General features: G+C 69.0%; 15 protein-coding genes. 4 read left to right on the top strand and 11 right to left on the bottom strand.

Annotated elements, in window-relative coordinates:
* Positions 1-438, bottom strand: a complete 438-nt coding sequence (locus LzC2_RS05980; RefSeq protein WP_171184796.1) for a hypothetical protein — start codon at positions 436-438, stop codon at positions 1-3.
* Positions 439-491: 53 nt separating this feature from the next.
* Between LzC2_RS05980 and LzC2_RS05985 the strand changes: the two genes are divergently transcribed.
* Positions 492-1,277 carry a YqjF family protein gene (locus LzC2_RS05985; RefSeq protein WP_171184798.1) on the top strand — a complete coding sequence of 262 codons (786 nt, stop codon included), beginning with the start codon at positions 492-494 and terminating at the stop codon, positions 1,275-1,277.
* 25 nt (positions 1,278-1,302) lie between these two features.
* On the opposite strand, the gene LzC2_RS05990 is transcribed toward LzC2_RS05985, so the two are convergent.
* Positions 1,303-1,992 (bottom strand): DUF2062 domain-containing protein, encoded by a 690-nt coding sequence (locus LzC2_RS05990; protein WP_171184800.1) that lies wholly within the window; start codon positions 1,990-1,992, stop codon positions 1,303-1,305.
* A 320-nt stretch (positions 1,993-2,312) separates the two neighbouring features.
* Between LzC2_RS05990 and LzC2_RS05995 the strand changes: the two genes are divergently transcribed.
* Together LzC2_RS05995 and abc-f are read left to right on the top strand one after the other, a co-directional pair.
* Positions 2,313-3,611: a formylglycine-generating enzyme family protein gene (locus tag LzC2_RS05995; RefSeq protein WP_315854553.1), complete on the top strand. Its 1,299-nt coding sequence runs from the start codon at positions 2,313-2,315 to the stop codon at positions 3,609-3,611.
* A 132-nt stretch (positions 3,612-3,743) separates the two neighbouring features.
* Positions 3,744-5,663, top strand: coding sequence for a ribosomal protection-like ABC-F family protein (gene abc-f / locus LzC2_RS06000; RefSeq protein ID WP_171184804.1), 1,920 nt, complete (start codon positions 3,744-3,746; stop codon positions 5,661-5,663).
* 9 nt (positions 5,664-5,672) lie between these two features.
* Here abc-f and LzC2_RS06005 read toward each other — a convergent pair whose 3' ends face one another.
* From LzC2_RS06005 to LzC2_RS06035, 7 genes are all read right to left on the bottom strand, one after another.
* Complete coding sequence (locus tag LzC2_RS06005) at positions 5,673-6,830, bottom strand: helix-turn-helix domain-containing protein (protein ID WP_171184806.1); 1,158 nt, start codon at positions 6,828-6,830, stop codon at positions 5,673-5,675.
* Positions 6,831-8,687: 1,857 nt separating this feature from the next.
* Complete coding sequence (locus LzC2_RS06010) at positions 8,688-9,236, bottom strand: DUF2062 domain-containing protein (RefSeq protein ID WP_171184808.1); 549 nt, start codon at positions 9,234-9,236, stop codon at positions 8,688-8,690.
* A 58-nt stretch (positions 9,237-9,294) separates the two neighbouring features.
* Complete coding sequence (locus LzC2_RS06015; protein ID WP_171184811.1) at positions 9,295-10,659, bottom strand: AI-2E family transporter; 1,365 nt, start codon at positions 10,657-10,659, stop codon at positions 9,295-9,297.
* A 77-nt stretch (positions 10,660-10,736) separates the two neighbouring features.
* Entirely contained in the window at positions 10,737-12,131 is a 1,395-nt protein-coding gene (locus LzC2_RS06020) for an outer membrane protein assembly factor BamB family protein (RefSeq protein WP_171184813.1), read from the bottom strand.
* A gap of 96 nt (positions 12,132-12,227) precedes the next feature.
* Positions 12,228-13,325 carry a DUF1559 family PulG-like putative transporter gene (locus tag LzC2_RS06025; protein ID WP_414636410.1) on the bottom strand — a complete coding sequence of 366 codons (1,098 nt, stop codon included), beginning with the start codon at positions 13,323-13,325 and terminating at the stop codon, positions 12,228-12,230.
* Positions 13,326-13,450: 125 nt separating this feature from the next.
* Entirely contained in the window at positions 13,451-14,125 is a 675-nt protein-coding gene (locus tag LzC2_RS06030; RefSeq protein WP_171184815.1) for a hypothetical protein, read from the bottom strand.
* Positions 14,126-14,202: 77 nt separating this feature from the next.
* Complete coding sequence (locus LzC2_RS06035; protein WP_171184817.1) at positions 14,203-14,460, bottom strand: hypothetical protein; 258 nt, start codon at positions 14,458-14,460, stop codon at positions 14,203-14,205.
* A 148-nt stretch (positions 14,461-14,608) separates the two neighbouring features.
* Between LzC2_RS06035 and LzC2_RS06040 the strand changes: the two genes are divergently transcribed.
* On the top strand, positions 14,609-15,511 hold the full coding sequence (locus tag LzC2_RS06040) for an ABC transporter permease (protein WP_171184819.1): 903 nt from the start codon (positions 14,609-14,611) through the stop codon (positions 15,509-15,511).
* Between the two features lie 112 nt (positions 15,512-15,623).
* On the opposite strand, the gene LzC2_RS06045 is transcribed toward LzC2_RS06040, so the two are convergent.
* Complete coding sequence (locus tag LzC2_RS06045; RefSeq protein WP_171184837.1) at positions 15,624-16,931, bottom strand: DUF1501 domain-containing protein; 1,308 nt, start codon at positions 16,929-16,931, stop codon at positions 15,624-15,626.
* Between the two features lie 76 nt (positions 16,932-17,007).
* A complete protein-coding gene (locus LzC2_RS06050; protein WP_171184821.1) occupies positions 17,008-20,331 on the bottom strand; it encodes a DUF1553 domain-containing protein in 3,324 nt (1,107 codons plus the stop codon).
* Between the last annotated feature and the right edge of the window lie 106 nt (positions 20,332-20,437).

Below are 20,437 nucleotides of genomic sequence, written 5' to 3' on the forward strand. Positions count from 1 at the left end.
TCATGCGTTGAGGAACCCGTACCAGACGAACCCCGCCAGGGCGGCGATGAAACCGACGAGGCTCGCTAACTTCCCGAGGGCGCCGTACCCGTGATAGTGCGGGTGCGGCGTCCAGAAGAAGTGGGCGTGAAGGAACGCGGCTCCCGCGAGCGCCGCGCCGGCGAGGCACGCCGCTTCGGCGCCGTGCAGTTCGGTCCATCGCAACGGTCGACCGGCGACGAACGGCGCGCGGCCGGCCCACAGCCACTGTACCGCGTGCAATCCGAGGATCGACGGAGTCAAAGCGCCCGCGATCCACCGAGAGACCGGATGGTCCGGCGCCTCCTCGCCCAGCGATTCGACAGCGTCGACGAAGCGTTCAGAGTCACGGCGGAGCATCGGGCTGGGGGCTTGCGGAGCGGTATGGCCCTCAACGTGCAGCGAACCCGAACGGTTCAAGTCGGACGATCCGGTCCGCGTTGGATGCTCGACGGGATCGCGGACATTGGGGTGTGACCGAGCCGACTTCCGCCCCCGTCGACCGCCTCGCCCCCGCCCGCCGTCCGGCGGGGCGGCCGGTGGGCTATCAGCAGTGGCGGCATCTCACGTTTCTTCACTGGCGCGTTCCGCCGGAGCAGGTTCGCTCCAAGCTGCCGAGGGGAATGGAACTCGACACCTTCGACGGCTCCGCATGGATCGGCTTGGTGCCGTTTCTGATGGACGGCGTGCGGCCGCGGTGGGCGCCCGCGGTCCCGGGCGTCTCCCGGTTCCCGGAGACCAACGTGCGCACCTACGTCACCCGAGTGAACGGCGAGGGCGAGTGGGAACCGGGCGTCTACTTCTTCAGCCTCGACGCGGCCAAGTGGCCCGCGGTGCTGATCGCCCGCACGGTTTGGAGCCTGCCGTACTTTCGGGCGACGATGTCCGTCGACCGCGACGGCGATCGGGCGCTCTACCGAAGCCGGCGCCTGTGGCCGGGACCGCGCGGGGCGGGGGGGAGAATTGAAGTGACGGCGGCCGGTCCGCCGGCCCCGGCGCTACCGGGGACGCTCGATCACTTTCTCGCGGAGCGCTACCTGCTGTTCACCTCTGCCCGGGGAGCGATCCTCCGTGGGCAGGTGCATCACACGCCCTATCCGCTGCGATCAGCACAGGCCGATCAGCTCGACGATTCGCTGGTCGCGGCGGCGGGATTCGCGGGGCTTTCCGGTTCGGAAGAAACGACCGGTCGTCCGCCGGATCACGTCTGCTTCAGCGAGGGCGTGGACGTGGAAATCTTCCAACTTCGCCGGGGCTGACGGGGTCGAAAGCAGTCGGGGCGGTTCAGGCCCGCCGCGCCCGCCACTTCACAACCAGCCACCGCGTAACCGGGTAGCTCACCAGCGCGCACGCCGTGCCGACCACCACCGAGCCGATCAACATCGGCCAGCCGACCCGCAACACCAGCCCCTTCACGGTGGTCCACCACTCCGACAGGCTCTCGTATTCCAGGACGGCCGCGAGTTCGGACTTCGTCAGGTCGCCGTGCATGAACAGCGTGCCGACTTCGTAGTCGAACCAGTATATCGCCAGCATCGTCAGGGGATTTGAGATATACACCGTGACCAGCGACGCCTTCACGTTGAAGTTGAAGAACGGCTTGCACAGGTAATAAAATCCCACCACCAGCATCATCTGGACGCCCACCGTCGGCGTCATTCCCCAAAAAAAGCCCACGGCGACGCCCATCGCGATTTGATGCGGCGTGTCGTCGAGGCCGAGGATGTAGTTCAGCAGCGTCCGCGGGCTGCTCCACCATCGCAGCTTCTGCTCCGTCGGGGCGGATTCCGCGGGAGGATCGTCGGAGGAGACGGGCGCCGCGTCTTCGTCGGGGATCAGTCCGTGAGGGGGGGCGAGTTCTCCCGGCGGAATCGGGGGCGCCGGATGATGGGCGACGGAGGCAGACGTCGACGCGGGCGGGGCGGACCGATCCTCCCGATGCCCGGCGGAAGTGCGGGGAGCCGGGGCGGTCATGAGCACGGGGGAGCCTGTCGGAACGGACGGCACGGGAAGGGGAGTGCCGTGGGAGCCCGCAGGCGGGGCGTCGAACCGTCGGCGGGCGGCGGAAGACGAGGGGCAACCGGGGCGGCGGACGATTCTAACGCCTGTCCGGCTCCCCGACGCCCTTCGATCGCCGCTTTGCCCGCGGACGACCCCGACGCGTACGATGGCGCCGGCGCCACCTGCACCGAAGCCGCCCCGGCATCGATTCAAACGGCGCTCGACGGATCACCCCGTCGCCGTCGCCCGATGCGACCGGCCCCCGTTCATTTTCTTCCCAGATGAGTCCGCCCGTGCCACGCCCCCGCTCTCGCGCCGCCGCGGTTCTCCTCGCCCCGCTGCTTGGCGCGCTGCCCCTCGCCCTGACCGGCTGCGAAGAGACGGACGCCGCCGTCGCCGCGCCGGCGATCGAGTCGTCGTCGCAGCTGGCGGCCGCCGTGGATACGCCCGAATTATCGAAGCCTGCCCCGATCGACGCCGCGATCGACCCCGAGACGATCGCGGCCCTGGAACGCGACGGCCTGGTCGCGATCCCCGGCGGATCGTTTTCGATGGGGACGGAGAATCCCCCCCGGCTGCACACGGACGAATCGCCCGTCCATACCGTGACGCTCTCGCCGTTCTGGATGGACGCGACGGAGGTCACCAACGATCAGTTTGCGGAGTTCGTCGCCGCGACCGGCTACGTCACCGCCGCGGAGAAGCCCATCACCCGGGAAGATCTGGAGGGGATGGTGCCGGAGGATTTCCTCGCCCAGATCCCCGAAGGGGGGATTGAACCGGGCAGCATCTGCCTCAGCCCGACTTTCGACCCGCGGATGGCTTTAAAGATCGGTCAGGATCCCAACCTGGTCGTCGCCGCGGGCGTCTGGCAGATGCAGAACGGCGCCGACTGGCGGCACCCGGAAGGGCCGGATTCCGACCTCGAAGGGAAGGGCGATCATCCGGTCGTGCACGTCTCCTGGAACGACGCCGTCGCCTACGCCGAATGGGCCGGCAAGACGCTGCCGACCGAGGCTCAGTGGGAATACGCCGCCCGCGGCGGGCACAAGGGGAGAGAGTTCCCGTGGGGCGACGAACTCGTCCCGACCGACGCCGAGGGCGAAGAGGATCACCGGGCGAACGTCTACCAGGGCCGCTTCCCGTTTGAAGACGCCGGCGACGACGGCTTTGAAGTCGGGACCAGCCCGGTCAAAGCCTATTCGCCCAACGATTACGGCCTGTACGCCGTCAGCGGCAACGTCTGGGAGTGGTGCCGCGACTGGTATCGCGCGGATTATTACCAGACCAGCCCAAGCAAGAACCCCCGCGGTCCGGCCAGCAGTCTCGACCCCAACGAGCCCAACGTTCCCAAACGCATCCAGCGGGGCGGCAGCTTCCTGTGCAGCGACAACTACTGCACCGGCTATCGGGTCGCGAGCCGGATGAAGGGCGACCCCGGCACCGGCAGCTTCCACTGCGGCTTCCGCTGCGTCGTGGAGGATGTCGAGAAATGGAAGGCCGCTCCGCAACGGACCGCGAAGGCCGAATCGGCCGAACCAAGCGTCGATTCGAACGAGGAATCCAGCGAAGAGCCGAGCGAGAACGGCTGACGCCGCTGGTTCCTCGGGCGAGCGGGGCGAAGCCGTTCCCGCTGCCCGAGTCGCTCACTACACTCCCGGCCACGTCGCTCGCTTCGCCCGCGTTCGTCTCTCCGCGTCCCGCTTCGCCCCGCCGCCCGCGTTATGGTTCTGCTGTCCGCCGCCGATCTGTCTCGGCAGTTCGATCGTACGCCGGTTTTCAAACAGGTCACGTTCGACGTGCGGGCCGGCGAGCGCGTCGGCCTGGTCGGTCCGAACGGGACCGGCAAAACGACGTTGATGCACTGCCTGATCGGTCGCGAGACGCCGGACACCGGCGCCGTCACCACCCCGCAGGGGGCGACCGTCGGCCTGCTCGAACAGGAAGCGACCTTCCCCCCGGGCCGCACGTTGATGGACGAGGCGAAAGCCGGCCTGGCCCATTACTACGCCCTGCATAAAGAGAGCGAAAAGATTGCTCATAAAATGGCGGAGGTCTGGGAGGGGCCGGAGGCGGAAAAACTCCACCGCCGCTTCGACGCGATTCAGGAAGAATTAACCCGTCACGACGCCTTCGAGTTGGACTATAAAGTCGAAGAAGTGCTCGGCGGACTGGGCTTCACGAAAAGCCAGTACGACGCGGATCTCGCGGAGATGTCCGGCGGCCAGCGGAGCCGGGCGATTCTGGCGAAGCTGTTGCTGACCGACCCGGACGTGATGCTGCTGGACGAACCGACCAACCACCTCGACGTGGCCGGGACCGAGTGGCTGGAAGGCTATCTGCCGCGAGTCGGCGGGGCGGTGATCGTCGTCTCGCACGATCGCTACTTCCTCGACAACGTCACCACCCGCACCTTTGAACTGCTGGGCGGCACGCTGCACGAATATAAAGGGAACTTCAGCGTCTATCGTTCCCAGCGTGAGGAACGTCTCAAAGTCCTCGAACGCACCGCCGAGAAGCAGCGGGACACGATCGAGAAAGCGGAACGCTTCGTCGCCAAGAACCGCTACGGCACCAAGAGCAAGCAGGCCCAAAGCAAGCTGAAATCAATCGCCAAGCTGGAGGAAGACCGCGTCGAAGTGCCGGTCTACGACGAATCCGGCCCGCGGATGAAGTTCTCCCCCGCCGACCGCACCGGCGATAAAACGCTGGACATCGTAAATTTATCGAAGGGATTCGACGAGGGGCCGCTATTCGAAAACGTCTCCCTGCGGGTCGAGCGCGGCGATCGGATCGGCATCGTCGGCCATAACGGGTGCGGCAAGACGACGTTCTTGAAGTGCGTCGTCGGGAATATCACGCCCGATACCGGCACGGTGACCGAGGGGGCGAACGTCCGCGTCGGGTATTTCGATCAGCGCCTCGACTCCGTCAGCCCCGAGGACACCGCCGTCGACGCCGTCCGTCCGCCCGGCGACGACCCGTTCAATCCCGGGTTCGGCCGCGGCATGCTCGCCAAGTTCGGCGTGAAAGACGATATGGGGTTGATGAAGGTCGGCGCGATGAGCGGCGGCGAGAAGACCCGCGTCGCCCTCGCGCGTCTGGCGACCGGCGATTACAACACGATGGTGTTGGACGAACCGACCAACCACCTCGATCTCTGGAGCCGCGACGCGCTTGAACGGGCGCTGTTGGAGTTCGGCGGCACGCTGCTGTTCGTCTCGCATGACCGGTATTTCATGGATCGGATCGCCACCAAGGTGCTGGTCTTCACGCCGGAGGGGGTGAAGGAGCACGAGGGGAATTACTCCGAATACGTCGCCTTCCGCGACGCGACGAAGGCCGCGGAGGACGCCCACGCCGCCTCGTTGGATGCAAAGCGGGCGACCGCAAAAACGAAGGCCCCGGCGTCGCGGAACGGGGCCGCGAAGGAGGCTCCGAAAAAATTCCCCTATAAGCCCGCGGAACAGATCGAAGCGGAGATCGCGGAGACCGAGGGCGCCATCGAATCGTTGCAGACCGAACTGGCCGCCCCGGAAATCGTGCGCGACGGCGCCGCGGTGAAGAAGGTCCAGAAGAAGTACGACCGGGCGAAGAACCGTTTGGCGGAGTTGTGGGAACACCTTGAAGAAGTCGCCGGTTAGCCGTTCTCTTCAGGAGAGCGGCGAACGTCTCCGCAGCTCCCGACGCACGGCGGCGACATGGCCGCGGAATGCGGCGTCCTTCTTCTCGCGTTCTTCGAATCGCTTAAGAGCGTACATGACGGTGCCGTGATCGCTGCGGCCGAAGTGCTTGGCGACGGCGGCGAGCGACTCGCCGGTCAACTCACGACACAACGCCATCCCCGCTTGGCGGGCCGGGACGACCGTCGCGCTGCGCCCCGGGCGTCGCAATTGATCGACCGACAGGCCGAACCGCCCCGCGACCGCCCGGCTCACGGTTCCCAGCGACAGCGGCGGAACGTCCGCGACGGCATCCGCTCGGCCAGCCGCGAGCGCCGCGGCGATCTCCGCCGTCCAACCGCTCGTCCCCGCGGCGCGGGCCAATTCGCCCATCCGGTCCGCGATCGATTCCAGCTCCCGCACGGAGGTTCCGGCGAGGTCGGCGGTCAACGTTCGCAGGGCGGCCGGAGTCGCCCTCGCTCGCCGATGTTCCGCGAACCGGCGGAGTAACTCGCTCGCAGACTCCCTCGCGGGAGTCGCGACGCTCGCGCAGACTCCCCCGCGGAGACGGTCGATGAGTCGAGGGGAGACAGCCGGGAGTTCGCCCGGCAGGCACGGCCCGGTGAGCGCCGCCCGTCCGCCGGATCGCTCGACGGCGTCCAACGCGGCGATCAACAGATCCTGAGTCTTCGGCTTCGCACGCACCCCGGCGAGATCCTCGACGATCAGCAATCTTGCCTCCAGCAGATCCTCCCGCAGCGGCCCGGGGAAGCCGCCGACGAGCGCTTCGTCCAGCGCCGCGGCGAGTCCGGCGCCGGTGAACCGTACGACGCCGGCCGCTTTTCGCTCGACCGCGGTGCGGGCGCCGCCGGTCGCGCGATCCAGACGCAGGAGTTCGTCGATCAATCGAGTCTTCCCGCACCCCGCGGGACCGTGCAGATAGAGCCGCGGACCGGGTGGCAGGGCGTCCGGGGACTCTCCGTCCCGCGGTGGGACGAAGTCGGCCAGCGCCCGCACCGCGGCGAGGGCGGCGGCGTTCTCCGGGATCTCCACCAGCGGCGCCGGGCCGCGGTCGGTGACGGCCGTCGTGCCCGGTCCGCGCAGAGCCGGAGCAAACGGGGAGGCGCCGGCGTCGCGCGCGTCCGCCATCGTCAGTCTCCCGGTTGGCCGGATCAAGATCGGCCGGCTGGCGGCCGGGTGGCCGGCGATCGGCCGGCATGCGGGCGGCCGTGCGTTCAATCCGGCCGCGCCCGCCGTCCAGCCGCTCGGCGAGCGTCGCGACGCGGTGTAGCCCGTCGGTCGCTTCGCCCCATCGTTCGGACAGGTCTGCAAGGAACCGGGCTTCAGCCGCGTCGGCCTCGGCGAGCGCCGCCTTCGCCTGGTCGGCGACCGTTCGCTCCGCTTCAAGTTCAAGGGCGGCGATCAATCGCGGTCCGTCGTCCGTCTCCAGTCGCCAGTCCGGCCGCGACGCGAGACCGGACAGTCGTAGCGAACCGCTGAGGCCCCCCAACTCCGCCGCCGCTTGATTCACCGCGTTCGCCAGGGCGCCGCGGCCCCCATCGTTTCCACCCCGGCCCAATCGACCGGCGAGCCGCAGATCGACGGCGCCGTCCAACGCCGTGTCGGCGCCGCGGCCGGTCAGCCGGAGGCGTGCGGTCCAACTCAAGGAGGCCGGTTCATCGTCTGTCGGTCCGACGATCGGAATCGGCACGGATTCCACGATCGCATTCGCCCCATCGGGAACCGTGGCGTCGACCCGCAGATCGACGTGCGTCACCGGCTCCCCGACGGAGGCGTCGTGGGTGAAGGAGAGTCTGAATCGCGGTCCCTGGACGGCCCGCGGATCGGCGAGGGCGGTGAACGAACCGGCGATGGGCGAGCCGTACAGGGCGGGGGCGTCGGTGAGGCCGGTCAGCGTGCCGGCGAACGGGATCGGGCCGGCGGACGTCGGCAGCGAACCGGTGACGGCGAGGTTCTCCAGCAGCACGTTCGGCCGCGGGGCGGTCGCCGGGAAGGGAATGCGCATGCCGCGACGCGGCGGCCGGGCGAGGAGGTGCGTGTCCGGCTCCGTGAGGCGTCCCCGCATCCAGCGGGTGAGCGCCAACGTCGCGGCGAGCCGCTGGGAGAGCGCCGGCCCGAGCAACGCCCGCGAAGCGGCGTCGGAGTCCATGGTCGCAGTCTCGGGGAGGGTCCGCAGGCGGGCCGCGTCGCGAGCCCTCGCGGCGGCGAGGGCGATGCGATCCTCACCGGCCCGGGCAGCGAGGGCGGGCAGCACGCTCCGCAATCGATCCGCGTCTGCTTCCAGCGCCGCGGCGTCGGTCGTCACGTCCGCGACGACTTGCAGGCGAGCGAGCCCGCTCGGCTCCCGTTCGGCCGCATTGAGGCGGTCGGAGAGCGCCGCGGATCGCCGGTCGAGCGCCGCGCCGCGGGCGGTCAGGTCGTCCAGCCGATCCGCCCACTCCCCCCGCAATTGTCGGGCGAGACGCACGGTTTCCGACGCCTCGGTCTGCGGGGCGTCGGCGAGGAGGTCCGAAAGCGTCCCCAACGCGCCGCGGCCGTCCCGCAATCCGTCGCAGATCGGCATCAGGTCCGACGCCGCGAGCAGCAAACCCGGCAAGGAGTCGCCCCGATCCGCGGGATGCGCGCGGGAGGATCCGAACGTCAGCCCGGTCAGCGAGCCGGCGGTGACGTGCGAGCGGCCGCGGAGCAGTTCGTTCGCATCGAGATCCGCGGTGAACCGCTCGAACGCGAGCAGGTTGCGCCCCGGCTGATCCGCGGCCGGCAGGGCGAATCCTCGGACGTCGAGGCGGGGGGGAAACAGGCCGGTTCGCACCGCGGCCAGGTCCGGCTGCACGCCGGTCGCGCGGCTCAGGGAATCCACCGCGGCGGTGCGGAGCAGGGGATCGAAGCCGAACGCCAGAAACGCCCACAGCCCCGCCGCCAGCAGGACGCGGGTCAACAGATTACGGCGATTGAGCAGCGGCACGGGGGGGGAAGACGGCGTGCTCATGGCGACTCCCCCATGAGGCGACCGGCGGCCGGGACCGCGCCCGACGGTCGACCGAAGCGGGTGTTCGTCCACCACGCGGCGATCGGCGCCGCCCAGGCCCGATGCGCCGCGAGCGTCCCGCGATGCAGCGGCCAGGCCGCGAGAGCGCCGCCCAGCAGGGCCGCGATTGTCACCGTGTTGTCCCACCCCGACCACGCCCCGCCGGGCAGGGCGAGCAACGCCGCGAAGGTGCCGTGCAACGGCTCGGCCGTCAGCAGGGCGAGGCCGAACCGGTGCAGAAACGGGTCCAGCAACGGGACGAGCGCCGCGGCGACCAGCGCCGCCCACGCCGCGGCGGCGAGGTTCAAACGGGTCACGGCGATCGCCAATCCCAACACGCAGGTGGTGGCGTTCTCCTTGGGCAGCAGACCGAACCAGAACCCCAGCGCGACGCCCCGGGCCGCTTCCTCCGCGGTTCCCCCGCACGCGGCTTCCAGCGCCGAGCGCAACGGGCCGGCCCATGCGGCGCAGGGCAGCCGGGTCGAAGAGACAGGCGGCGACGACACGGCAGACCTCCCCCAACCCCAGCGGTGCGTGAGCCGGCGGACCGGCGGCGCCCGGGGTTTACGTCGCCGCGGCCGGGGCGGTCAACGGAGGCTCGGCGGCCGGCGGATCGGAGCGCAGCGGCGGGTGCGTCGCTTCGGGCAGACGGCGGGCGCTCACCCGGGCGGCGATGGTCGGATCGAATCGCTCGCGGGAGAACTCTCGCAGTTCGCTGTTGAAGATCTCCAACAGCGTGTGCAGACAGGCCGCGACCACCGGGCCGACGAACACGCCCCAGACCCCCATCACCTTCAATCCGCCCAGCACGCAGACGAAGGCCAGCAACGGGTGGAGCTTGGCGTCTTTATTGAGAATCAGGGTGCGAATCAGGTTGTCCATCGTGCCCACCACGATCGAGCCGAACAGCAGCAGGAACGTCGCCGCAATCGGGCGATCGTGCAGGTACAACCAGACGACGCACGGCCCCCAGACCAGCCAGGTGCCGGCGAGGGGGATGAGGCTCGCCAGCGTTCCCGCGACGGCGAAGGCGACGAAGTGGCCCAAACCGCAGAACTGAATGGCGAGCGCCGTCACGATTCCCTGCGCCGCGGCGGTGAGGAACGTGCTGAGCACCACCGCCCGCAGCACGGTGTCGAACCGGTCGAGCAGCGCCTGTTGGTACTCGGTTTGAACCGGAACGAGTTCGCGCGCCCCCTTCAGTAACGCCGGGCCGTCGCAGAGGAAGTAGTACAGCCCGACGCCGAACATCGCCAAGGCGACGATCAGTTCGACCGCGTTGCCCAGCACGCCTGCGGCGACACCCACGCCGGCCGCAGACGGCAAGTCTTTGCCGCCCTGCAACACGGCGGCTTTCAACTCGCCGAACTCCGCCGGCAACAGACGTGCGGCCGAGGCCACGAGGTCGCGTTCGCCTTCCGCCGGCGGTTCGAGCTTCAACGCCTTCCGCGCGTCCGCCGCGAGCAGTGTGCGATAGTCGGCGTCCTCCCGGCCGGCGATCTGTTCCAGTTCGCGGACCTTCAATTTGGCCGTATCCGCCAGTTCGATCAGATAACTGCCGGCCGCGATCGTCGCGAGCGTGATGGGCAGCAGGATCAGCCCCAGCATCGCCGTCGTCACCACGGCCGCCGCCAATCGGCCGCGACGTTGTAGCCGACGACGCAGCCGCATGTACCACGGCCGGCAGAGCACGGCCACGACCGCCGCCAGAAACAGCGGCAGCAGGAAGGGGGCGACGACCCGGTAGAACGTCACCCCCAAAAACGCGATCAGCCCGCACAGCACGCCGAGGCTGATGACCCGGGCAAGATTCATCCGCGAGCCGCGTTTCGCCTTCTTGGGCGGAGACGACGGCGCCTCCGCGGGCGGCGGGTTCGGCTCCCTGGGGGCGGGAACGGTCGGATCGGCGGGGGAGGCGTCGTCGGTCACGGGCGGAGTCTAACGACGACGTCCGCGGCGTGGATCACACGCGGGACCAGACGGGGGAATCGGCGGTCGCGTCCGCCTCACTCATTTGCCGTCAGCCGGAACAGCCGGCCGCCAGTGCGGATCAGCAGGCCGCCCGGGTCCGCGGCGACGCCGTACTGGGTGATGCCGGCGAACATCGAGGACGCAGCCCGGCGTTGCGGGTCAGCCTCTTGGGCGAGGTCCGGGTCCGGCTCGGTGGCACCTTCTTTCCACAGCCGGCTCTCGGCGAGCAGCTTGTACTCGTCGCCCGCCGACACCGTGGCCGTCACGCCGTCTTTGCCGAACAGATAGACGCGGTCGCCCACGCCCAGCGGCGTCGCCCAGCAAGAGCCGGAGGGCGTGCGCGCGGCGTACAATTGCTCGCCCGTCTCCGCGTTCAGGCAGTACAGCACGCCCTGCCGGTTCACCCAGTAGGCCCGTCCGTCGTGCACGATCGGCGAGGCCCAGCTGACGGACAGATCGCCGTCCGTCCACAGCTTCTCCGCGACATAGCCGTCTTCGGTCTTCGTCACCTGCACGGCGCCGTTCGAGATGCGGGCCGCGTCCGTGTTCTCTCCGCCGCGGCCGGCGCTGGCGCCGATGAGAAACCGTCCGTCCGCTCCGTCTTCACCAGGATACGACAGCGGCGTGACGGCGGTATTGCCGCCGACGTCATCCAGCGTCCACAACTCTTCGCCGGTGGCAGGATCGTACCCCTGCACGGCGCCGTCGGAGGAGACGACCACCTGCGGCACTCCGTCGACGGACACGATCGCCGGGGAGGACCAACTTTTACGATTCTCGCCGCGATCCGCCGTCCAGAGGACGCCGCCGTCCGCCTTGCGGATCGCGATGAGGATGGAGGGGCCGTCGGCGTCGTCCTTCAGGATGAACAGCGTGTCCGCCGTTTGGCAGGGGGAGGAACCCAGCCCGAACGTGTTCTCAAATCGCCCGAACTTCGACCACAGCGACAGGTGCCAGAGAAACTCGCCGTCGTGATCGAGGGCGTAGAGGTCGCCGCTTTCAAAGAAGGCGTACAGGGCGTCCTCGTCGACGCAGGGCGTCGGCGCGGCGCGGGAGACGTACAGGCTGTTTTCGACGGGGTCGGAGCTGTCCGTCCGCCGGTTCCACAGCGTTTTGCCGGACTTCAGATCGACGCCGAGCACGTGCAACGATTCCTTCTCCTTCCCGGAGACCGCCGTCACGAACGCCCGGTCCCGCCACACGACCGGCGAGCTCTGCCCGTGCCCCGGCAGCTCGGCGACCCAGGCGGGGGACTCCGGCGTCCACTCGACGGGAATCGCCTCCGGCGGGATCTCCGGCGCCCCCTGACCGAGAAACGCCGGCCAGGACGAGGGCGGAGCGTCGACCGTGTCCGCTGGGCCGATCGGCCGCGGCTCAAGCGGCAGGGGCGTGAGCGAGAGAGCGGCGAGCAACAGCGGAGCGGCGAGCATCGGTCGGTCTGGCGGGGGGCGGAGAAACAAATGATAGGGAACCCGGGCCGAACGCTCGCGTTCGGCCCGGGGGAGTGACGGACGAACAACCTTTCGTCAGAGAGGTTCGTTTGGAACTTCGCCGCCCTTCGCGCTGCCGGCGGCCCGCCAGGTGTCCGCGTTGACGGTCTCGGAGACGAATCGCACGCTGCCGTCGCCCAAAGCGAGATTCACCCCGCCGGCGTGATACGACCGCGCCGCGGACATCCCCCGATTCACCCAGAAAAAACAGTCGAACCGCGAGTCGTTCGGAAGCAACGCGTGGTTGTATTGGGTGTTTTCATACCCCTGGCCCGCCCATATCCGCCCACGAGCGGCGACGAATCGATTCGTCCCGCCGGGAACCGTCGGCGGAGTCGTCGCGGGCGCCAAACAGTTCGATTCCGTCACCTCCGTCAGCGGAACCACGAGCGCCATATAGAGTTTGGGATCCGGCGGAGTCTCGCCGCCGGTCGTTTCGTCTACGCCGCCCGCCCCGAGAGTCCGTTCGCTCAGCAGGGCGGTATTGGTCAGCCCGTCGCGGCAGTGCGCGAGGGAACGAGGGACGAGGGAATTGAACATTCCGTCGGCGCGCTCGTCGTGGGCGCCGTCGTCGTCCTGGCCCGGTCGGTTCAGGCCGGAGCCTGTGCACGGCGCATAGTTCGTCGGGGCGGTGGTGACGTCGCCGTCCGTGCCGGCCACGCGGCGGCCTTCGCCCGAGGGGCAGAGGAAGGTCGGGATCATCGTCCCGATCGTGGGGAAGTGTTCCGCCCTCAGCGGCGATCCGCCGAAGCCGGGTTCATAAAGCGTGAGATCCGTATTTAAGGCGTTTCGCACGTTCGCCTGATCCAGGTACGGCAGCGTGTAGGCGAAGGCGCTCCAATAGTACTGCTTGTTCGCGGTCGGTTCGGTATGGCCGTTGTAGCCGATCGGAAGCGAACGGTGCGTTGATTCATAATTGTGCAGCGCCAACGCGATCTGCTTGAGATTATTCTTGCACTGCGCGGTGCGGGCGGCTTCGCGGGCCTGCTGCACCGCGGGCAGCAATAGCGACACCAGGATCGCGATAACGGCGATCACCACCAGCAGCTCGATTAACGTGAACCCGGTTCGATTTTGAAACCGTTGAGGGACGCGGCGGACGGGGGCGGGAAAAGGTCGGTTGTGAGTGCGCACGAATTGAGTGGGGCGGGGCGAACCGCGAGCGCGCCCGTGTCCGACGGACCGCAACGCGAATCGCGAGAGAGGTGGGGTGCGACCCCGCATCGCGCCGACGCGCACGCGTCGGCCTCGGGGCCGCGTTAGAGAGCGGAGGCCGCAAGCAGCAATCGGGGCGGCGGCGTCGGCGGTTCGGCGTCCAGCGTGGCGACGCAGACGGACCGCGGCCGTTCCCACTCGATCGGCGCCGGCAGTTCGCCGTCAAACAGGATCGGCCGCAGTGCCCAGGGCAGGGCGCCGCAGGCCGCGATCTCGCCGCGGCACTTCTGAGCCATCCAACCCAACGGGGCGGGCGGAGCGTCGTCGTCGACGTCCGCGTCCGAGTCGCAGCCCCCCCTCTTCGTCCCGCAGCAACTCGCCTTCGGCGCCGGCTTTGACTCGTTTTGAGGCTTCGTCGTCCCGCAGCAGGACTTGCCGGCCGGAGCGGCGCTCTCGGCGGCCGCCTCACGCTTTGCGGCGTCATGGACGAATGCGGGGATGCTCACCCCGTTCGCCTTCGCCCACGCGACTTTTTGAGCGTTCGTGAAGCAGCAACACCCGGTCCAACAGGCGCTCGCCGAGGCGCAGCCGCACGGCCGATCCCGGCAGGGATAGAGTTCCGAACGATCCTTCCCGTTCTCTCCGACGGCCGCGGCGGGCACGGGGATCGGCGCCGGCAGTTGGCAAACGATCATCGCCAGCAACGTCACCCACGCCACGCCCCGCTGACGAGCGGGACGCTTCATCACGCGTCGGCGGCGGCTGCGGCGGGCGAACATACGATCGATCGCAGTGTACCTGTCCGATTCTCTCCATTGCATGCACGGGCGACGGATCGACGCGGCGCATCGACCGCTCATCGCCTACGTCGCAGCAAATAGCGACCGAAATCCCAAAGCCCCGCGAAGCGGTACCCCGGATCGACGTATCTCTCGACGACGTAGAAGGCGAAGTAATACGCGCGGCAGAACGCCCACACGCACAGAGCCAGCAGCGCCGCGGTCGTCCAAGAAGTCTCCCGAGCGATCAGCAATCCGCCGGCCAGCGTGCCGAGCGCGACGAACAGCCCGGCTTTCGCGTACAGCGCGAGGGGCGAGGCGAGGTCGCGGTTCATGCCAACGGAACGTCGCCCGCGGGTTGAACCGCTCACGACGCCGGTCGACGCCGACGGCACTCGGGCTTTCAGCGGGGCGGACGGCGGTCTACGTTCCCGCCAAACGGAAGCCGTCTCACCCGGCCCGGCCGGGATCCCGCATTGCACCATGACGAACGCCACCTCCACGCCGGTCGCCGCGGCTGACGCCGGTCCGGCGACCTCTCCCGCCGCGTCGCCGGCTTCCCCCCGGACCGTAATTCGTCCGCCGGGCGGGTGGCCGGTGCCGGACTTCTCGGAGATTTGGCGGTATCGCGATCTGCTGGTCTTATTGACGAGCCGGAACGTCGCGGCTCGTTACCGGCAAAGCGTGCTGGGGCTGGGCTGGGCGCTGGTGCGGCCCGTGACCAGCGTCGGGATCTTCACCGTGATCTTCGGCAAGGCGGTGGGGTTGGAGGACGATCTGCCTGCGGGCATCTCCTACGCGCTGTTCTCCTTCTGCGGCCTGCTGCCGTGGATGTTCTTCGCCGCCGCCCTCGCCGGCACGACGGAGAGCGTGGTGGGTGCCCAAGACATGCTGACGAAGGTCTATTTCCCGCGGATCGTGTTGCCGCTGTCGAACCTCGGCGTGGCGGCGGTCGATCTGGCGATCCAACTCGTGCTGCTCGTCATCGCGCTGGCCGTCTATCGGATCCTGCCAGGGCTCGAAATCCTCGCACTGCCGGCGTTCCTGCTACTCGCCGCGACGGCGGCCCTCGCCTGCGGACTGTGGCTGACGGCGTTGAACGTGAAGTACCGCGACGTGAAGTACGCGGTTCCGTTCATGCTTCAGGCGGGCATGTACCTCTGCCCGATCATTTATCCGGTGACGAAAATCCCGGAGCAATGGCGGGCCGTTTACTTCCTTAACCCGATGGCCGGGGCGATCGAGGGCGTCCGCTGGAGCGTGCTGGGAGCCGAGCCGCCGGATTGGGGCTACGTCGGCCTGTCCGCCGCGGCGACCGCGCTGTTGTTAGCCGGCGGGACGATGTACTTCACCCGCACGGAACGCACCTTCGCGGACATCATCTGACCGGCCGCGGCGAACCCTCGGCAGCCCGAGGCGCGAGCCGAGGCCAGACGACGTCCCAACGTTGCACAACCTCGGCTTGCGCCTCGGGCTGCCAATGTCGCGAGTGTTCGTCTTAGACGAACAACGCGCGGACTGCGTGGCCGCCGTCGGTGACGGGCACGGGGCGTTCGCCGGCGTACAACTCCAGATGCGGGTCGATGCCCATGGCGTGGTAGATCGTCGCGTGCAGGTCCGGCACGCTGACGGGGTCGGCGACGATCGACATGCCCAATTCGTCCGTTTCGCCGACGGCCCTGCCGAGGTTCAGTCCGCCGCCCGCGAGGACGGAGGTGAAGCTCTTGCCGTGGTGACCGCGGCCGCCGCCGCCGTCAAACCCGGCGGGACGGCCGAACTCCGTGGCGACGACGACCAGCGTCTTGTCCAGCAGGCCCTGAGCTGCGAGATCGTCCGTCAGGGCGGCGAGGGCGACGTCGAGCTCCCGGATGAGCAGGTGCTGCATCGCCTGGCCCTCGTTGTGCGTGTCCCAGCCGGTGCCGTTGGTGAAGGCGATATTGTGGGAGACTTCGACGAACCGCACGCCCCGCTGCACCAGTCGGCGGGCCAGCAGGCAGCGCTGGCCGAACTCGGAGCCGTAGGCGTTCCGCAGGTCGGCCGGTTCGTCGGAGGCGTCGAAGATCTGGGCGAACTCCGGCCCGGCCAGTCGCAGCGCTTCGGCGATCGTTTCGTCGTAGGCTCGAATCGCGTCGGCGCCCTCGGGAGTGCGGCCCAGCGCATCCTCGCGGATTCGGCCGAGCAGCCGTTCCCGCCGCGCCCGACGCTCCGCCGGCAGGTTGCCGGGGACGGTCAGGCCGGAGGGACCGCGGCTGGTGTCCGTCAGATACACGAAGTTCGCGGACGGGCCGAGGAAGCCCGGGCCGCGGCTGACGGAGGGCATCCCGATCAGCATGTAGGCCGGCACGTTGTCGCCCGCGGCACCTAACTCGGACGCCATCACGCTGCCGATCGACGGGTAGACGACCGTGCCGGTGGTGTTCCGGCCGGTGTGCATGCGGTTGACGGCCCGGGCGTGCTCGTCGATCACGTCGTGGTTCGTGGAGCGAATTACCGCCAACCGATCCGCCCGATCGGCGAGCATCGGCAGGTGTTCGCAGAACTCCACCCCGGGAATCGCCGTCGGGATCGCGGGGTACGCCGAACCCTGCTTGCGCGTCTTGGGGTCGCCGACCCGTTTCGGGTCGAACGTGTCGATCTGACAGGCTCCGCCGCCCAGCCAGAGGACGATGCAATGCTCCGCCTTCCCAGCGGGCAGGGCGGCGGCCGCGTCTTCCGCCCGCGCGGTTCGCATCAGGCCGCGGGGGAGCGTCGCCGCGGCGCTCGCGGCGGCGGCGGAAGTCAGCAGGGAGCGACGGGTGAGGGACATCTTGGTCGGCGGGGAGAGATGTTCGGGGGCGTCCCTCACGCGGCGAGCGGTCAGGACGGGGAGCGACGTGCGGCCGTCACGGCACGAAGGGGAACTCCGGGCTGTTCAGCAGCGCCCACAGCAGGTCTTCGTAGCGTTCCCGCCAGTCGTCGGTCAGCCGGGCGGTGGGCGGATCGCCGGCTTCGACCTTCCTCCGCAACTCGATCTGGCGGTTAGCCGCCTCCGAAAGGAACTGGTTCGTCCAGGTGACGCCCGGGTTCGGCAAGAAGTGCGGCGGGTTCGCCGGTTCGCCGGTCGTCCGTTCATTCCACCCTTCAGACAGCAGTTCCTTGAACAGGGAGGCCTCGTGGTCGGTCGGGGGGCGGGTGAAGATCGCCCGGACGGTGCGCTCCGCCAGCGCTTCCGGCGAATCGGCCGCGAGGGCGAACTCGGTGAAGCGGCTGTCCTCGGACAGACGGGTAAACCGTTCTCCCAGCACGCCGTTCTCCAGCAACGCCGGCTGGGTGACGTCCGGGCTGTCGTCGCGAACGTTTCGCGGGTCCGGCCGCGAACCCCGCCAACCGAAGGCGCTCAGCAGTTCCACGAACGGTTCGGCCCGCGGCACCGTCAGGCTCTCGCGGTCACGGTCGGTGGACAGGCTGACGAACTCCCAAGCCCGCCGCGGACGGCCGAAGTTCTGGCCCTGTTTCTCGTTGCGGGCGCCGTCGGCGTCGATCGTCACCAGCCCGGCCTTCAGGCGTTTCCCGCTGGCCGAGAACAGGCTGTCGACCAGTTGCTCCGCCGTCATCCGCTGGCGCGTCGGCCCGGCGAACAGGGCGCGTTCCGCGTACTCCTCGGCGATTTGCCGTCCGTAGACGTGCGAGTTCAGAATCAGCCGGGTCACGTGCTTCAGGTCGTAGCCGGACAGAACCAACTCGTCCGCCAGATAGGCGAGCAGCTCCGGGTGGGAGGGTTCGCCGAAGCTCCAGTCGTGCGGCGTGTCGACGATTCCGCGGCCGAGGTAGCGGGTCCACAGCCGGTTGACCATCACCTCCGCAAACCGACGGTTTTGGTAGTCCGTCACCAGCAGGGCGAGGCGTTCGCGGGTGTCCTTTTCCGCCTTGAACAGGTCGATCAATTCCGGGGCCGGGTCGCCGTCCCGCAGGCCTTCGAGGGTGAACGCCGGGGCGACGGACTCGCCGGGCTTGAGCGTCACCTCGACCGCCGCGTCGGCCACCAGATCCGGCGGGAGGCTGCTGCCGGCGGGCACCGTCTGCGGGGAGCGTTTCAGCATCGCCGCGATGCCGAACAGATCCTTCTGCAGGAACGGCCGGCTGGGAGCGTCGTGACAGCGGGCGCAGGTCATGTCGGTCGCCAGAAACGCCTGCCCCAGCACATGCGCCTTGGCGGCGAACGGGGCGTCGTTCTGGCTCGCCAATTCGAATCCGCCCAGCCCGCCGCTGTACCGCGAACCCTTCATGCGGATCAGCTCCGTGGCGAAGCGGTCCGCGGGAAGGCTGTCGTAGAAGGCTTCGTGCAGCCACGCGCGGAACGGACCAGTATTGTTCAGCGTCGGATTGACGATCGTCGGGTTCTCCGCGAGCACGTCCTGCCACACGCCGACCCAGCCGTCCGCCCAACCGAGGTCGTCCGCCAGATAGCGATCAACGGCGTTCGTCCGGCGTTCGTCCGCGGGATCGGCCAAGAACCGGTCGATCTCTTCCGTGGTCGGGATGCGGCCGACGATGTCCAGCGCCGCCCGGCGGAGGAAGACGGCGTCGTCCGCCTCCGGCTGCGGCCGCACGTCCTCGGCGGCCAGCGTCGCGTTGATGAAGCGGTCGATCGCGTTGTTCTCCGGCAGCCCCTGCGTCGGCTCGGGGACGTCGGCGCGGGGCGTGTAGGCGTCGCGGGTGAAGTCGTGCCGTGCGTTCCAACGAGCGGTTTCCCCCGCGGAGGCGGCCCGGCGGCGGGTCTGATCGAGCTGCCGCATGGTTTCGGCGTACTCCTCCGTAAAGGCGACCCATTCGCCGTCGGTCAGCGCCGGGCCGAAAGGTGAACCGTCGTCGACGCTGGGGAGCAGCAGGCGGAACGGTTCGCCAGCCTCGCCTTCGGCGGGCGCCGGACGGACGAATAGGCCGGCCTCGCCGGTCTCCCGCCGCCGACCGTTTCCGCCCGCGTAGAACTCCGCCCGCACGGCGATCGGCTCGCCGTCGGCGGTGAAGCGGTGGGTGGTCTCGGCATCGCCCGGCCGCAGGCTCCGCAGACCGGGAGCGGTCAGTTTGCTCGGCGGGTACATGGGCTGGTGGGCGCTGGAACTGCGCGTGAAGAAGCGAACGGTCGCGACCTCATCGCCGTCGAAAAACACGCGTGCCCCGCTACGGCTGCGGACCAACAGTTCCCAATCGCCTGCCGGCAGCGTCGTGCGGCCGCGGGTACGTACGACGAACGCGGCCCCGCGATCTTCTCGCACGCCGGTCGGACCGTACGCATGAGCGACCTGCGGGAAGCCGAACGCCTCTTGGACGTAGTGATCGGGCGACCGGCCGGGCAGGGGGAAGTTCCACGCCCTCGCGTTGCCCGGGACGCCGGTGACCACTTCGACTGACACCCGACCGGCGGGGGCGCGAAGCGGCGGACGAGAGGCCAGGATCGGCGGGCGGGCCGTCAGTTCCTCCTCGGACAACACCCCCCGAACGAGCCGCAACGGGCCGATCGCTCCCTTGAAGGTGCTCCCGGCGCTGCCGCCCATCGCGGAGCCGATCCACAGGTCGTCGTCGTCCGTCACCGGGGCCTTGTCGGTGGCGCCGCCCAAGTCCCAGACGCCCGCCGTCTCCGTTCCGTTGAGGAACGCCCGCAGACTATCCGGCTTGCCGAAGGTGTAGGTGAAGGCGATGCGGTGGGCACGGCCGTCGCAGGGGATCACGCCTTCGGAGGTCCAGCGGTGGAACTCTCCGGCTCGATCGGCGAACAGGAAGGAGAGCGCCGCGCTGCCGTCTTTTCCCTGAAGTCGCAGGGCGTAATTCTGATTGTTCGGCGGCCGCCCCGCGGCGCCGGTGCGGCCCTTGCAGAGGATGTGTCCGTATCGTCCCTGCTCCAACGCTTCGGGGAACAGCGTCGCGGTGACGGAAAACGCCTCGCCCTCGTCGATCGTCAACAGGCTGCCGGGGCCGGTGTCGCGGACCCGCAGGAAGCCGTCGGCGCCGGGGGAGAGCCGCGGCGGGTTCTCCGGGCTGACCTCCGCGGTGTTCTCCAGCGTCCCAGCGATTGGCGCCACGAATTCGCCCGTCGCCGCGACGCCGAGCGCGGTCCCGTGGGACGAATGCGTCCAATCCCAGAGCACGTCGGGCGGCGCGTCCCCGGCGGCGGGGGCGGCGGACGGAGTCAGTAAAGCGGCGGCCAGCAGGGCGGCAGAGAACGGCACGGCGGTCGACGCCTCGATGACAGAGCGGTGAATGGGATAGCCTTCAACATACATCAGAGCGTCCGCATGTGTAGCTACCGCATCGCTCCAAGCTTCATCTGAGCGC

The organism is Alienimonas chondri (assembly GCF_013036045.1).
In the GTDB taxonomy this organism is placed as follows: Bacteria; Planctomycetota; Planctomycetia; order Planctomycetales; family Planctomycetaceae; genus Alienimonas; species Alienimonas chondri.

Excerpts from the sequence above, each read along its gene's own strand:
- LzC2_RS06005 (WP_171184806.1), bottom strand. The coding sequence starts at position 6,830 with ATGGCGGACGCGCGCGACGCCGGCGCCTCCCCGTTTGCTCCGGCTCTG.
- LzC2_RS06040 (WP_171184819.1), top strand. The coding sequence starts at position 14,609 with ATGACGAACGCCACCTCCACGCCGGTCGCCGCGGCTGACGCCGGTCCG.
- LzC2_RS06035 (WP_171184817.1), bottom strand. The coding sequence starts at position 14,460 with ATGAACCGCGACCTCGCCTCGCCCCTCGCGCTGTACGCGAAAGCCGGG.
- LzC2_RS06020 (WP_171184813.1), bottom strand. The coding sequence starts at position 12,131 with ATGCTCGCCGCTCCGCTGTTGCTCGCCGCTCTCTCGCTCACGCCCCTG.
- LzC2_RS06045 (WP_171184837.1), bottom strand. The coding sequence starts at position 16,931 with ATGTCCCTCACCCGTCGCTCCCTGCTGACTTCCGCCGCCGCCGCGAGC.
- LzC2_RS06030 (WP_171184815.1), bottom strand. The coding sequence starts at position 14,125 with ATGTTCGCCCGCCGCAGCCGCCGCCGACGCGTGATGAAGCGTCCCGCT.
- abc-f (WP_171184804.1), top strand. The coding sequence starts at position 3,744 with ATGGTTCTGCTGTCCGCCGCCGATCTGTCTCGGCAGTTCGATCGTACG.
- LzC2_RS05990 (WP_171184800.1), bottom strand. The coding sequence starts at position 1,992 with ATGACCGCCCCGGCTCCCCGCACTTCCGCCGGGCATCGGGAGGATCGG.